The organism is Pseudomonas sp. PONIH3, assembly GCF_002934345.1.
In the GTDB taxonomy this organism is placed as follows: Bacteria; Pseudomonadota; Gammaproteobacteria; order Pseudomonadales; family Pseudomonadaceae; genus Aquipseudomonas; species Aquipseudomonas soli.
In genome coordinates this window covers 3,723,317-3,737,729 of the sequence record NZ_CP026386.1, presented here as the reverse complement: position 1 = coordinate 3,737,729, position 14,413 = coordinate 3,723,317, and the positions used below count along the sequence as shown (strand labels likewise).

The window sequence follows — 14,413 nt, the reverse complement described above, 5'->3', positions numbered from 1 at the left end:
CAACTCAGGGGATATCCGTGTCAGTGGAACTTTGGCAGCAGTGCGTGGAGCTTCTGCGCGATGAACTGCCTGCCCAGCAATTCAACACCTGGATCCGTCCGCTACAGGTCGAAGCCGAAGGCGACGAGTTGCGCGTCTATGCGCCCAACCGCTTCGTGCTCGATTGGGTCAACGAGAAGTACCTTGGCCGCCTGCTCGAACTGCTGGGTGAACAGGGCAGCGGCATTGCCCCTGCGCTTTCCTTGTTGATAGGTAGCCGTCGCAGCTCCGCGGCGCGTGCTGCCCCCAACGCACCCGTCAGCGCTGCCGTTGCCGCGACCCTTGCTCAACAGAGCCAAGTGCAGCCTCCGGTGGCGGCGGTCCAGCATACGAATGCCCCTGTGGTCGAGCTGGCGGAGGTTGCCGAGGTCGAGGAGCCATCGAGTCGTGATAGCTTCGACAGCATGAGCGACACCATCACGCCGCCGAAGGCCGGTGGGCGCACCGAGCAGCGCACGGTTCAGGTCGAAGGTGCGTTGAAGCACACCAGTTACCTGAATCGAACCTTTACCTTCGAGACTTTTGTCGAGGGTAAATCCAACCAACTGGCCCGCGCCGCGGCTTGGCAGGTCGCCGACAACCCAAAGCATGGCTACAATCCGCTCTTCCTTTATGGCGGCGTAGGTCTGGGTAAGACTCACTTGATGCACGCTGTGGGTAACCACCTGCTGAAGAAGAACCCGAATGCCAAGGTGGTCTACCTGCATTCCGAGCGCTTTGTGGCCGATATGGTCAAGGCGCTGCAGTTGAACGCCATCAATGAGTTCAAGCGTTTCTACCGCTCGGTCGACGCGCTTCTGATCGATGACATTCAGTTCTTTGCCCGCAAGGAGCGCTCCCAGGAGGAGTTTTTCCACACCTTCAATGCCCTGCTTGAAGGCGGCCAGCAGGTGATCCTCACCAGTGACCGCTACCCGAAGGAAATCGAAGGCCTGGAGGAGCGACTGAAGTCGCGCTTTGGTTGGGGTCTGACGGTCGCCGTCGAGCCGCCAGAGCTGGAAACTCGTGTTGCGATCCTGATGAAGAAAGCCGACCAGGCCAAGGTCGAGTTACCACACGATGCTGCCTTCTTCATCGCCCAGCGCATTCGCTCCAACGTGCGTGAACTGGAAGGTGCACTGAAACGAGTGATTGCACACTCGCACTTCATGGGCCGCGATATCACCATCGAGCTGATTCGCGAGTCGCTCAAGGACTTGTTGGCCCTACAGGACAAACTGGTCAGTGTGGATAACATCCAGCGCACGGTGGCCGAGTACTACAAGATCAAGATTTCGGATCTGCTGTCCAAGCGTCGCTCGCGCTCGGTGGCGCGGCCTCGGCAGGTGGCGATGGCGTTGTCGAAAGAGTTGACCAACCACAGTCTGCCGGAGATTGGCGATATGTTTGGCGGCCGTGACCACACCACCGTCCTGCACGCTTGCCGGAAGATCAACGAATTGAAGGAATCCGACGCGGATATCCGCGAGGACTACAAGAACCTGCTGCGTACGCTGACGACTTGATGACCGTCGTCTGCGCAGCTATTTGAAGGCAAGGGACTAGACCATGCATTTCACCATTCAACGCGAAGCCCTGTTGAAACCTCTGCAACTGGTCGCAGGCGTCGTCGAGCGCCGCCAGACCTTGCCGGTTCTGTCCAACGTCCTGCTGGTCGTGCAAGGCCAGCAGCTGTCGTTGACCGGTACCGACCTGGAAGTCGAACTGGTTGGCCGCGTCCAGCTGGAAGAACCGGCTGAACCGGGCGAGATCACCGTCCCAGCGCGCAAGCTGATGGACATCTGCAAAAGCCTACCCAGCGATGTGCTGATCGACATCAAGGTCGACGAGCAGAAGTTGCTGGTCAAGGCCGGGCGCAGCCGTTTCACCCTTTCCACCTTGCCTGCCAATGATTTCCCGACTGTGGAAGAAGGGCCGGGCTCGCTGACCTGCCAGCTTGAGCAGAGCAAATTGCGCCGCCTGATCGAGCGCACCAGCTTCGCCATGGCCCAACAGGACGTGCGCTACTACCTCAACGGCATGCTGCTGGAAGTATCCCCCGGCACCTTGCGTGCCGTGGCCACCGATGGCCATCGCCTGGCGCTGTGTGCCATGCAGGCACCGATCGACCAAGCTGATCGTCATCAGGTCATCGTGCCGCGCAAAGGTATCCTGGAGCTGGCGCGCCTGCTGACAGACCCAGAAGGCATGGTTAGCATCGTTCTGGGCCAGCACCACATCCGTGCCACCACCGGTGAATTCACTTTCACCTCCAAGCTGGTGGACGGCAAGTTCCCGGACTACGAGCGCGTTCTGCCTAAAGGTGGCGACAAGCTGGTGGTCGGTGATCGTCAGGCACTGCGCGAAGCGTTCAGCCGCACCGCGATCCTGTCCAACGAGAAATACCGCGGCATCCGCCTGCAACTGGCCGCTGGTCAGCTGAAGATCCAGGCCAACAACCCGGAACAGGAAGAGGCGGAAGAGGAGATCAGCGTTGACTACAGCGGCAGCTCGTTGGAGATCGGTTTCAACGTCAGCTACCTGCTGGACGTGCTGGGTGTCATGACTACAGAGCAGGTGCGCCTGATTCTGTCGGACTCCAACAGCAGCGCCCTGTTGCAGGAAGCCGGCAATGACGACTCGTCCTACGTTGTCATGCCGATGCGTCTGTAACCCGTAGCAGGCGACATGTCCCTTCGACGTCTCTCGGTCACCGCGGTGCGCAACCTGCACCCGGTGACCCTCTCACCCTCCCCTCGCATCAACATCCTTTACGGCGCCAACGGCAGCGGCAAGACTAGCGTGCTCGAAGCTGTGCACCTGCTCGGTCTTGCGCGCTCGTTCCGCAGCACCCGGTTAAACCCGGTGATCCAGTACGATCAGCCGACCTGCACGGTGTTCGGCCAGGTCGAATTGGCTGAGGGCGGTATGAGCAACCTTGGTGTGTCGCGGGAGCGCCAGGGGGATTTCACCATTCGCATCGATGGACAGAACGCGCGTAGCGCCGCGCAACTGGCAGAGATACTGCCGTTGCAGTTGATCAATCCGGACAGTTTCCGGCTGCTCGAAGGTGCGCCTAAAGTGCGTCGGCAGTTCCTCGATTGGGGCGTGTTCCACGTGGAACCCCGCTTCATGGCTACCTGGCAGCGCCTGCAGAAGGCCCTGCGGCAGCGGAACTCATGGCTGCGGCATGGTACACTGGACGCCGTTTCGCAAGCCGCCTGGGATCGAGAGTTATGTCTCGCCAGTGCGGAGATAGATGAATACCGTCGCAACTATATCAAGGCCTTGAAGCCTGTCTTCGAGCAGACCCTGAGCGAACTGGTCGAACTGGACGGGCTGACCCTGAGCTATTACCGAGGCTGGGACAAGGACCGGGAACTCAATGAAGTTCTCGCCGCCTCCCTCCTTCGTGATCAGCAGATGGGCCACACCCAGGCCGGGCCACAGCGTGCTGATCTGCGCCTTCGATTGGGCGCGAACAATGCGGCCGACATTCTTTCGCGTGGGCAGCAGAAGTTGGTGGTCTGCGCCCTGCGCATTGCACAGGGGCACCTGGTTAGCCAGGTTCGTCGCGGTCAGTGTATTTATCTGGTGGATGACTTGCCGTCCGAGCTGGACGAGCAGCATCGCCGCGCCCTGTGCCGCTTGCTTGAAGAATTGAACTGCCAGGTGTTCATCACCTGTGTAGACCACGAATTTCTGAGGGAAGGCTGGCAAACGGAAACGCCAGTTGCCTTGTTCCACGTGGAACAAGGCCGTATCACCCAGACCCACGACCATCGGGAGTGAAGGCATGAGCGAAAATCAAACGTACGACTCCTCCAGCATCAAAGTGCTGAAAGGGCTGGATGCCGTACGCAAACGTCCCGGCATGTACATTGGCGACACCGATGACGGCAGCGGCCTGCACCACATGGTATTCGAGGTGGTCGACAACTCGATCGACGAAGCCCTGGCCGGACATTGCGATGACATCACCGTCATCATTCACCCGGACGAATCTATCAGCGTCCGTGACAACGGCCGTGGTATTCCGGTCGATGTGCATAAAGAAGAAGGCGTTTCTGCAGCCGAGGTCATCATGACCGTGCTGCACGCCGGCGGTAAGTTCGACGATAACTCCTACAAGGTGTCCGGCGGTCTGCACGGTGTAGGTGTATCGGTTGTGAATGCCCTGTCGGAACAGCTGGTGCTCACCGTTCGTCGTAGCGGCAAGATCTGGGAACAGACCTACGTCCATGGCGTGCCCCAAGCGCCGATGGCGGTCGTGGGTGACAGCGAAACCACCGGTACCCACATTCACTTCAAGCCTTCGGCTGAAACTTTCAAGAACATCCACTTCAGCTGGGACATCCTCGCCAAGCGTATCCGCGAGCTGTCGTTCCTGAACTCCGGCGTCGGTATCCTGTTGAAGGATGAGCGCAGCGGCAAGGAAGAGTTCTTCAAGTACGAGGGTGGCCTGCGTGCATTCGTTGAGTACCTGAATACCAACAAGACTCCGGTCAACTCCCAGGTATTCCACTTCAATGTCCAGCGTGAAGATGGCGTGGGTGTTGAGATTGCCCTGCAGTGGAACGACAGCTTCAACGAAAACCTGCTGTGCTTCACCAACAACATTCCCCAGCGCGACGGTGGTACCCACCTGGTCGGCTTCCGTTCCTCGCTTACCCGTAGCCTGAACAGCTATATCGAGCAGGAAGGCCTGGCGAAAAAGAACAAGGTTGCCACCACCGGTGACGACGCCCGTGAAGGCTTGACTGCGATCATTTCGGTCAAGGTGCCGGATCCGAAGTTCAGCTCGCAGACCAAGGACAAGCTGGTTTCCTCGGAGGTGAAGACCGCCGTGGAACAGGAGATGAACAAATACTTCGCCGACTTCCTGTTGGAGAACCCCAACGAAGCCAAGGCCGTAGTCGGCAAGATGATCGATGCCGCACGTGCCCGTGAAGCGGCGCGTAAAGCGCGCGAGATGACTCGTCGCAAAGGCGCCCTGGATATCGCTGGCCTGCCAGGTAAACTGGCCGACTGCCAGGAGAAGGACCCTGCCCTTTCCGAACTGTACCTGGTGGAGGGTGACTCCGCGGGTGGCTCGGCCAAGCAAGGCCGCAACCGTCGCACCCAGGCTATTTTGCCGCTGAAGGGCAAGATCCTCAACGTCGAGAAGGCACGCTTCGACAAGATGATCTCCTCGCAGGAGGTCGGCACGTTGATTACCGCACTGGGCTGTGGCATCGGCCGCGAAGAGTACAACATCGACAAGTTGCGCTATCACAACATCATCATCATGACCGATGCTGACGTCGACGGTTCGCACATCCGTACCCTGCTGCTGACCTTCTTCTTCCGTCAGCTGCCGGAGCTGGTCGAGCGCGGCTACATCTACATCGCCCAGCCACCACTGTACAAGGTGAAGAAAGGCAAGCAGGAGCAGTACATCAAGGACGACGAGGCCATGGAAGAATACATGACCCAGTCGGCCCTGGAAGATGCCAGCCTGCACCTGGATGAGGCAGCGCCAGCAGTATCTGGTGTCCAGCTACAAGCGCTGGTAAACGAGTTCCGCGGAGTGATGAAAACGCTGAAGCGTCTGTCACGCCTGTATCCGGAAGAGCTGACCGAGAACTTCATCTACTTGCCTAAAGTTACTGTCGAGCAATTGGCTGACAAGGCGCAGATGGATGATTGGCTCAAAGCGTTCCAGCAGCGCCTGGACAACAGCCAGCGTTCTGGTTTGACCTACAAGGCTGCCTTGCACGAGGACAAGGAACGTAATATCTGGTTGCCGGTGGTGGAAACCACCTCTCACGGCTTGGCCAGCTACGTTACCTTCAACCGTGATTTCTTCGGCAGCAATGACTACCGCAGTGTCGTCGCCCTCGGCGAAAACCTCGGTACGTTGTTGGGCGAAGGTGCCTACGTTCAGCGCGGTGAGCGTCGCAAGGCGGTCACCGAGTTCAAGGAAGCCCTCGACTGGCTGATGAACGAGAGCACCAAGCGCCACACCATCCAGCGATATAAAGGGCTGGGTGAGATGAACCCGGACCAGCTGTGGGAAACCACCATGGACCCGACCGTGCGCCGCATGCTCAAGGTAACCATCGAGGACGCTATCGCCGCCGACCAACTGTTCAACACCCTTATGGGTGATGCGGTCGAGCCACGTCGCGACTTCATCGAAAGCAACGCGTTGTCGGTGTCCAACCTGGACTTCTGATTACTCAGGCGATACGCAATAGAAAAAGCCAATACGTAAGTATTGGCTTTTTTTTGCCCGTCTGATGGTGATCGGCTGTTACGTCACGGCCCTACGGTTCTGTAAAGGTAGCCTTTGTCCGGCACACAGACTCCGGTTTACACAGGCTGGGGCGTCTTGACTGGACCATTGCCAGTCAGCTCGCTGACTGCGACTTTGCAAGACGAGGACATGAAGCTTTCCTTTACTGTGATGTATCTGACCTCATAGTCCTTCCCTGCTTGTGGTACCAAGTAGACGGGTTTTGGGTAACACCAGGCCTTTCCCTGATCAGATACAGCGTGGAAACCCAAGCTCAGGACGATGGGTTTACCAGCCGGGATCACATGCTCGTTGTAACCTACCCGGTCGTTCTTCAGCTCTTCTGTCGTTGTCGAAGCAGGAACACCAATGGTGCGGTTGATGTAATCTTCTTCAACCATACCTAACAGATCAACCCTTCTCCAAAGCATGTACTGCTTGGTAGAGGTTCGATCTTTGAACGTTACAGTGAGCGGTGTACCTTCCTTGGTTTGGAGAGGGCGATACTGTTCACAGGTTGCATTGGCCTGATAGGACCCGGTGATCTCAGGAGACGTAAAGGCGCGAATGCGAGCCGTGGTAGCGGGGTCGTACTTGGCCGTCTCGGCCTCATTTCGAATGTTGGTTTTTTCGTAGAAGCTGCAGCCATGCAGGCCTGCTGCAACTAAGGTCAAGCCGATGATCTTTTTCAACACTCTCTCCGTGACCCAGGGCAAAGCTCGCAATCTTCCTTGAGCGGCGATATCAAAACAATACTATTCAGCAGTGTTCTCGTTGAATGTTCCACGTGGAACGCTCAAAGCCCTAGTGATTTGAGACGGCGATAGAGAGTCCGCTCACTCATGCCCAGATGTGCTGCCAGCTCATTACGTGATCCTTTGAAGGTCTCCAAGGCATGCGCCAGCTCGGCCATTTCATTACGTCCGCGACGGCCGAAATGACTCTGATCTGATAGTGGATGGATGTCTTCGGGCAGATGTTCCGGACGAATGAAACCATCATCTGCAAACAGCCGGGCCCGTTCCAGGATGTTCCTGAGCTCGCGAATGTTGCCTGGGAAGGTATGCAGGTTGAGGCGCTCAAGGGCTTCGGCGGTAACCTTGGGCGCATGCTTGCCGGCCATGCGTTGCAGCAGGCTCTCACAGAGTAACGGTAAATCCTCGACTCGCTCACGTAGTGACGGCAGGCGAATCGGGAATCCGCTGATGCGGTAATACAGGTCTTCGCGGAACGTCCCTTCGACGGCCATCTCTTTCAATGGCTTATGCGTTGCCGAGATCAGACGGAAGTCTGAATGGACCGTGCGAGTGCTGCCGACCGGACGGAAGCTTCCGGACTCGATCAGGCGTAGCAACTTCACCTGCATGGCCAGCGGCACCTCACCGATCTCGTCGAGGAACAAGGTTCCACCGTGAGCCGCTTCTGCCAGGCCGATCTTGCGCTGGATCGCGCCGGTGAAGGCGCCCTTCTCATAACCGAACAGTTCACTTTCGAACAGCGACTCGGTCAGCCCGGTGCAGTCCACCACCACCAAGGGGCCATTGGCTCGTGGGCTACCCAGGTGCAACGCCCGGGCGAACAGCTCCTTGCCCGTCCCGGATTCACCCTGGAGCAAGACCGGGATCTGCGCGGGGGCGGCACGCTGCAGACTGGAAACGGCGCTCTTGAAGGACGGAGCCCGGCCAACCAAACCCTGTTGTTGAGGTTGTGCCGATGCCAGGGTGACACTGGTCAGCCGCTCGACGAACGCTACCACCCTGCCCTCGTCGTCGAGGATCGGACGCAGTTCTACATCCACATGTTCAGGCCCGCGTGGAGTGTGATGGATGTGCAGCACACGCTCGGGCACCTTGCTGTCCAGCGACTTGCGCAGCGGGCAGTGTTCACCCGCCTGGTCGCAGGGAACGGCATAGTGATGGGAAACCCGATGGCACTTATCGCCGATTGGCGCGTGCTCCTCATTGCCGAACTGGCGACGGTAGGCGGCGTTGGCGGCGAGGATGTTGTAGTCGGTGTCCAGCACGATGCTGGGCAGCACATCGTGTTCAAGGTATGACACCAGTGCGATGATCGCGGGATGGGAAGCGGCTAGCATGACAGCACCAGAGGAAGGACCTTGCGAGCGTAGCAAGGACTGCCAAACACTGCCATCGACTGACAGTCGACTGCCAGGAACTGTCACCTTTGGGTTGCTGGAATGACGGCTGCTGCGCGTCCTTCGCGGCACGAGACCGTTCCTGCAGGGGGAAGGCGTCTATCTGAAAGGCTGGCATGTATCTTGATAAAGCACCTCCCACTGCCTATGCCTTCAAGGAGGCTTGGGACAACTGGAGAGTGCAATGATCATCGGCAACAACCTTCACGTCGAAGAGTTTTTCGACAAGGCGACCTGGACCATCAGCTACCTGGTCATGGATGGCGAGACGCGACAATGCGCGTTGATCGACAGCGTGCTGGATTACGACCCCAAGTCCGGGCGTACCTGTACCGATTCGGCGGACAAGCTGATCGCTCGCGTCGAGGAGCTGGATGCCAAGGTGCAATGGATCCTGGATACCCATGTGCACGCCGACCATCTGTCCGCGGCGGCCTACCTCAAATCCCGGCTGGGCGGCAGCATCGCGATCGGTGCGCAGATCACCCAGGTACAGAAAGTCTTCGGCTCCCTGTTCAACGCCGAACCGGGCTTTGCTCGGGACGGCAGTCAGTTCGACGTGCTGTTCGAAGATGAAGAAGGATTCCGCATTGGCAACCTGCATGCCCGTGCCCTGCACACCCCTGGGCATACCCCGGCGTGCATGAGCTATATGATCGAGGATGCTGGTGAGACCGCCGTGTTCGTCGGCGACACCTTGTTCACTCCCGACTATGGCACGGCTCGTTGCGACTTCCCGGGCGCCAGCGCAAGAACCCTGTACAAGTCGATCCGTCGCCTGCTCGCCTTCCCGGACCAGACCCGGCTGTTCATGTGCCACGACTACCTGCCTGGTGGCCGTGAGCTGTGCTTCGTCACCACCGTGGCCGAGCAACGCGCCGACAACATCCATATTCATCAAGGGGTCAGCGAAGACAGCTTCGTGCAGATGCGCGAAGCCCGTGACAAGACCCTCGACATGCCCGTGCTGATCTTGCCCTCGGTGCAGATCAACATGCGCAGCGGGCAATTCCCCGAACCTGAAGAAAACGGTGTGAGCTACCTGAAGATCCCGCTGAACAAGCTGTAAGTCACGCTTTACCCATAACGAGATTTCCAAGGAACACCGCCATGCCTGCCCTGTCCCCTGCCGATTCATCCCGTGCCGACCACCACAAGGTGGTGATCGTCGGCGCCGGTGCCGCCGGTATCGCTACCGCCTCCAGCCTGATCGCCCGTGATCCTTCGCTGGATATTGCCCTGATCGACCCCGCCGATGTGCACTACTACCAGCCAGGCTGGACCATGGTCGGTGCCGGTGTGTTCAAGGCGTCGAGTACCGCCCACACCATGGCCGCCACCCTGCCGCGCGGTGTGCGCTGGATCAAGACGCGGGTGGACGGCTTCGATCCCCAGGGCCAACTGGTGCTGCTCGAGGGTGGTCGCGCTGTCAGTTATGAACAGCTGGTGGTCTGCCCGGGTTTGAAGCTCGATTGGAATGCCATCGAAGGCTTGAGTGAGACCCTCGGGCGCAACGGCGTCACCTCCAACTACCGCTATGACCTGGCGCCCTATACCTGGCAACTGGTACAGAACCTCAAGCAGGGGCGCGCCCTTTTCACCCAGCCGCCGATGCCGATCAAGTGCGCCGGGGCGCCGCAGAAGGCGCTGTACCTGTCATGTGACCACTGGCTGCGCAGCGGCCAACTGGGCAACGTGAGGGCCAGCTTCTTCAATGCCGGCGCGGTGCTGTTCGGCGTGCCGGACTATGTACCGGCGCTGATGAGCTACATCGACAAGTACGGCGTCGACCTGAACTATCAGCATCGCCTGACGGCAGTAGATGGCGCGAACAAGCGCGCTACGTTTGTGCGCACCCTCCCCGACGGCACTACCGAGACCCGCGTCGAGGCCTTCGATATGCTGCATGTGGTTCCGCCCCAGGTGGCGCCTGATTTCATCCGCCAGAGCCCGCTAGCTGATGCGGCGGGTTGGGTGGACGTCGACCCGCAAACCTTGCGCCATCGCCAGTTTGGCAATATCCATGCCTTGGGCGACGTGGCCAACACCACCAACGCCAAGACCGCCGCCGCCGCCCGCAAGCAGGCACCGGTGGTGGCCAACAATGTGCTGGTGGCGCTTGGTCGACTCGCGACCCTCGCGCAATACGATGGCTATGGCTCCTGCCCGCTGACAGTGGAGCGGGGCAAGATCGTCCTGGCCGAGTTCACCTACGGCGGCAAGCTGGCACCGAGCTTCCCGCGTTGGCTGCTCGATGGCCGCAAGCCAACCCGCCTGGCCTGGCTGCTCAAGGCGCAGATCCTGCCGCCGCTGTACTGGAAAGCCATGCTCAAGGGCCGCGAGTGGCTGGCCCGGCCGCAACCTCTGGTGGTCGAGGCGCAACAGTGATCGAGCACCAACTGCTGGGCGCCGGGCTTGGTGCGATCATTGGTGCGGTGTTGGCGCTGACCGGCGCCGGTGGCGGCATCCTCGCGGTGCCGCTGCTGGTGTTCGGCTTGGGTCTGAGCATGGTCGAGGCGGCTCCGATCGGCCTGCTGGCCGTGGGGTTGGCGGCGGCAGTCGGTGCGGTGCTCGGCCTGCGCCAGGGGCTGGTGCGTTATCGGGCGGCACTGTTCATCGCGCTGATCGGGATTGCCTGTGCGCCGTTCGGCTTGATGCTCGCTCACCGTGTGCCGAATACACCGTTGGCCTTGGTCTTCGCCGGGGTGCTGGTGTACGCCTGTTTGCGGATATGGCGCAAGGCAGCACGTGAGCTGCGTGGCGAGTCACCCTGCGGCGAACGGGAGATCATGCCCTGCGTGCTCAACCCGCTGCAGGGGCGCTTGCGCTGGACCCTGCCCTGCGCCAGGGCACTGGCGTTCACCGGGATGCTGTCGGGGTTGCTATCTGGCCTGCTGGGCGTCGGTGGCGGCTTCGTGATCATTCCTGCTTTGAACCGCTACACCAACCTGAATATGCAAAGTATCGTCGCCACCTCGCTGGCGGTGATCGCCCTGGTGTCCACTGGCAGTGTGGTCAGCGCCAGCGTGGCGGGTGTGATGCATTGGTGGGTCGGCGCACCATTCGCCGCAGGGGCGGTGCTGGGCTTGCTGCTGGCGCGGCCGTTGGCTAGCAAGCTTGCCGGTCCGCGTCTTCAGCAGCTGTTCGCCGCAGTGGGCTGCGGCGCTGCCGTGCTGCTCGCCGGCAAGGCGCTATTCGGCTAGCAACTCATCCTGCTCGGCGGCGCACAGCGCCAGCAAGTAGTCCCACACCACGCGCAGGCGCACCGACTTGTGCAGCTCGCGGCGAGTGCAGATCCAGTAGCTGCGCTGGATGGTCTCGCCGGGCAGCACGCGTACCAGCTTCGGATCGTGCCGGGCCATGTAGTTGGGCAGCACGGCGATACCGAGCCCGGCCTGGGCGGCGTGCTGCTGGGCGATCACACTGGTGCTGCGGAACACCACGTTGGGCGCTCGGCAGAAGCTGTTGAGGAACAGCAGTTCCTGGCTGAACAGCAGGTCGTCGACATAACCGATCCAGTTGTGCCGGGCCAGATCTTCACGAGTGTCGAGCGATGGCGCTTGATTCAGGTATTCCTGGCTGGCGTACAGGGCCAGACGGTAGTCGGTGAGCTTGCGGGTGATCAGCAGGTCAGCGTTGGGTCGTTCCAGGTGGATGCTGATCTCGGCTTCGCGGTTGAGGATACTCACGAACCGCGGCACCGCCACCAGTTCCACTTCAAGCCCCGGATAGCGCTGGAACAACGCTTTCATGCGCGGGGTGAAGAACATGATGCCGATGCCTTCGGTCACGCCAAGGCGGATCTTGCCCAGCGGCGTGATGGCCTGGGTGATCTCTTCCTGCGCCAGCAAGGCGACGTTCTCCATGGCTTCGGCATGCTTGAGCAGCGCCTGGCCCGAGGGGGTGAGCTCGTAACCCTGAGCGTGCTGGACGAACAGCGCGGTGCCCAGGTGCTTCTCGATGCTCTCGATATGCCGGGCGACGGTGCTGTGGGTAGTGTTGAGGCGCTTGGCGGCGCTGAGCAAGCGGCCGCTGCGCTGCAACTCGAGGAAAAAACGCAGATCGTTCCAGTCGAACATGGGCGTCCTTGGATGTGCTGGCTGTTGAAGCCACCGCGGGATGAACCCGCTCTCACAGTCGGATAGTCGCTGTGCTAAAACGCACAACGGCTGCGCGAAATCTCGTGTTTCCTCCGCGAAATTAATCAATAAGATGGATCGGGACAAGAATAATAATCAGGCGCGAGGTTGCACATGCCATCAGCCGATTCTGTCTACGACTACGTGGTCGTGGGTGCCGGTCCCGCCGGTTGCCTGCTGGCCAATCGCTTGTCCGCCGATCCATCCTGCCGCGTGTTGCTGCTCGAGGCGGGTGGCCGTGACAACTATCCCTGGATTCATATCCCCGTCGGTTACCTCTACTGCATCGGCAATCCACGCACCGACTGGTGCATGAAGACCGAGGCCCAGCCCGGGCTGAACGGGCGTGCCCTAGGCTATCCGAGGGGCAAGGTGCTGGGTGGCTGTTCATCCATCAACGGCATGATCTACATGCGCGGCCAGGCCGCCGACTACGACCGTTGGGCCGAGCAAGGCAACGAGGGCTGGGCATGGAAGGATGTGCTGCCGCTGTTCAAGGCCAGCGAGAGCCACTATGCCGGTGCCAGCGACAGCCATGGCGTCGACGGTGAGTGGCGAGTCGAGCAGCAGCGCTACAGCTGGCCAATCCTCGATGCCTTTCGCGATGCGGCCGAACAGAGCGGCATCGCCAGGACCGACGACTTCAATACAGGCGACAACGCCGGCTGTGGATACTTTCAGGTCAACCAGCGCAGCGGTGTGCGCTGGAACTCGGCCAAGGCATTTCTCAGGCCCGTTCTCAAGCGCCCGAACCTGACCGTGCTGACCGGCGTGCAGGTCGACCAGGTGTTGCTCGGCAACACCCGCGCCCGGGCTGTAAGGGCGCTTTGGCAAGGTGCATGGCATGAGTTCGCGGCACGCCGCGAGATTATTCTCTGTGCAGGTTCGGTCGGTTCGCCCGGCATCCTGCAGCGCTCGGGGATTGGCCCACGCAAATTGCTCGAAGGGTTGGGCATCGCCGTGCGCCACGACATGCCTGGCGTCGGCGGCAACCTGCAGGACCATCTGCAACTGCGGTTGATCTACCAGATCCAGAACACGCGCACCCTCAACCAGATGGCCAACAGCCTGTGGGGTAAGCTGGGCATGGGCCTGCGCTATGCCTACGACCGTAGTGGACCACTGGCCATGGCGCCGAGTCAGTTGGGCGCCTTCGCCCGTTCGAGCCCAGAGCAAGAGACCGCCAATCTTCAGTATCACGTCCAGCCCTTGTCGCTGGAGCGCTTCGGCGAGCCGCTGCACCGGTTCCCGGCCTTCACCGCGTCGGTATGTAACCTGCGCCCGGCCAGTCGAGGTCGAATCGATATCCGCTCGGCGGACATGAACGCCGCGCCGCTGATAGACCCCAACTACCTCAGCGCCCCCGAGGACCTGCGCGTGGCCGCCGACGCCATCCGCCTTACCCGGCGCATCGTCCATGCCCCTGCCCTGGCCGCCTTCGAACCCCGCGAGTACCTGCCAGGCCCTGCCCTGCAGAGCGAAGAAGACCTGCACCAGGCCGCCGGCCAGATCGGCACCACCATCTTCCACCCGGTGGGTACCTGCCGCATGGGCAGTGGTGTGCTCGATGTTGTGGATAACCAGCTGCGCGTGCATGGCATTCCGGGCCTGCGTGTGGCGGATGCCTCGATCATGCCGCAGATAGTCTCCGGCAATACCTGTTCACCCACGTTGATGATTGCCGAAAAGGCGGCACAACTTATCCTCAAGGGGGCCAACACCCAGACCAACCTCAGCGACAGCAACGCGATACCGACGCCCTGACCCGGGTGTGTGCAACAGCGGCAGCGCGGTCAGCGGCTGCCGGCAGTGGAACAACAAGAA

Annotated in this window: 11 protein-coding genes; 8 read left to right on the top strand and 3 right to left on the bottom strand. The window is 60.5% G+C overall.

All coding sequences use genetic code 11. The annotated features are described in order from the left end of the window. Nucleotides 1-17 precede the first annotated feature (17 nt). From dnaA to gyrB, 4 genes are read left to right on the top strand one after another with little or no spacing between them, the layout of a single operon-like run. Nucleotides 18-1,544, top strand: coding sequence for a chromosomal replication initiator protein DnaA (gene dnaA / locus C3F42_RS17220; RefSeq protein WP_023628553.1), 1,527 nt, complete (start codon nucleotides 18-20; stop codon nucleotides 1,542-1,544). Between the two features lie 43 nt (nucleotides 1,545-1,587). Then, nucleotides 1,588-2,691: a DNA polymerase III subunit beta gene (dnaN, locus tag C3F42_RS17215; protein ID WP_038707084.1), complete on the top strand. Its 1,104-nt coding sequence runs from the start codon at nucleotides 1,588-1,590 to the stop codon at nucleotides 2,689-2,691. Between the two features lie 15 nt (nucleotides 2,692-2,706). Then, a complete protein-coding gene (gene recF / locus C3F42_RS17210; RefSeq protein ID WP_104444674.1) occupies nucleotides 2,707-3,810 on the top strand; it encodes a DNA replication/repair protein RecF in 1,104 nt (367 codons plus the stop codon). A gap of 4 nt (nucleotides 3,811-3,814) precedes the next feature. Then, a complete protein-coding gene (gene gyrB, locus C3F42_RS17205; RefSeq protein WP_023628552.1) occupies nucleotides 3,815-6,235 on the top strand; it encodes a DNA topoisomerase (ATP-hydrolyzing) subunit B in 2,421 nt (806 codons plus the stop codon). 137 nt (nucleotides 6,236-6,372) lie between these two features. On the opposite strand, the gene C3F42_RS17200 is transcribed toward gyrB, so the two are convergent. After that, nucleotides 6,373-6,987, bottom strand: a complete 615-nt coding sequence (locus tag C3F42_RS17200) for a hypothetical protein (protein ID WP_158659573.1) — start codon at nucleotides 6,985-6,987, stop codon at nucleotides 6,373-6,375. Between the two features lie 104 nt (nucleotides 6,988-7,091). After that, a complete protein-coding gene (locus C3F42_RS17195) occupies nucleotides 7,092-8,390 on the bottom strand; it encodes a sigma-54-dependent Fis family transcriptional regulator (RefSeq protein WP_023629231.1) in 1,299 nt (432 codons plus the stop codon). A gap of 244 nt (nucleotides 8,391-8,634) precedes the next feature. Here C3F42_RS17195 and C3F42_RS17190 point away from each other — a divergent pair, with 244 nt between their 5' ends. The 3 genes from C3F42_RS17190 to C3F42_RS17180 are packed head-to-tail and all read left to right on the top strand — an operon-like array spanning nucleotide 8,635 to nucleotide 11,653. Continuing rightward, nucleotides 8,635-9,519 carry an MBL fold metallo-hydrolase gene (locus C3F42_RS17190; protein ID WP_023629230.1) on the top strand — a complete coding sequence of 295 codons (885 nt, stop codon included), beginning with the start codon at nucleotides 8,635-8,637 and terminating at the stop codon, nucleotides 9,517-9,519. Between the two features lie 41 nt (nucleotides 9,520-9,560). Next, nucleotides 9,561-10,838 (top strand): FAD/NAD(P)-binding oxidoreductase, encoded by a 1,278-nt coding sequence (locus tag C3F42_RS17185; RefSeq protein ID WP_094010824.1) that lies wholly within the window; start codon nucleotides 9,561-9,563, stop codon nucleotides 10,836-10,838. Beyond that, nucleotides 10,835-11,653: a sulfite exporter TauE/SafE family protein gene (locus C3F42_RS17180; RefSeq protein WP_094010823.1), complete on the top strand. Its 819-nt coding sequence runs from the start codon at nucleotides 10,835-10,837 to the stop codon at nucleotides 11,651-11,653. The genes C3F42_RS17185 and C3F42_RS17180 overlap by 4 nt, the downstream gene beginning before the upstream one ends. Here the strand turns inward: C3F42_RS17180 and C3F42_RS17175 are convergent. Then, entirely contained in the window at nucleotides 11,642-12,529 is an 888-nt protein-coding gene (locus C3F42_RS17175; protein ID WP_094010822.1) for a LysR family transcriptional regulator, read from the bottom strand. The two genes, C3F42_RS17180 and C3F42_RS17175, sit on opposite strands and share 12 nt — an antisense overlap. Nucleotides 12,530-12,703: 174 nt before the next feature. On the opposite strand from C3F42_RS17175, the gene C3F42_RS17170 reads away from it, so the two are divergent. Continuing rightward, complete coding sequence (locus tag C3F42_RS17170; protein WP_094010821.1) at nucleotides 12,704-14,353, top strand: GMC family oxidoreductase; 1,650 nt, start codon at nucleotides 12,704-12,706, stop codon at nucleotides 14,351-14,353. Nucleotides 14,354-14,413 lie beyond the last annotated feature (60 nt).

Coding starts and splice junctions, on each gene's coding strand:
- C3F42_RS17170 (WP_094010821.1), top strand. CDS start 12,704: ATGCCATCAGCCGATTCTGTCTACGACTACGTGGTCGTGGGTGCCGGT.
- recF (WP_104444674.1), top strand. CDS start 2,707: ATGTCCCTTCGACGTCTCTCGGTCACCGCGGTGCGCAACCTGCACCCG.
- C3F42_RS17190 (WP_023629230.1), top strand. CDS start 8,635: ATGATCATCGGCAACAACCTTCACGTCGAAGAGTTTTTCGACAAGGCG.
- C3F42_RS17195 (WP_023629231.1), bottom strand. CDS start 8,390: ATGCTAGCCGCTTCCCATCCCGCGATCATCGCACTGGTGTCATACCTT.
- dnaN (WP_038707084.1), top strand. CDS start 1,588: ATGCATTTCACCATTCAACGCGAAGCCCTGTTGAAACCTCTGCAACTG.
- C3F42_RS17175 (WP_094010822.1), bottom strand. CDS start 12,529: ATGTTCGACTGGAACGATCTGCGTTTTTTCCTCGAGTTGCAGCGCAGC.
- gyrB (WP_023628552.1), top strand. CDS start 3,815: ATGAGCGAAAATCAAACGTACGACTCCTCCAGCATCAAAGTGCTGAAA.
- C3F42_RS17185 (WP_094010824.1), top strand. CDS start 9,561: ATGCCTGCCCTGTCCCCTGCCGATTCATCCCGTGCCGACCACCACAAG.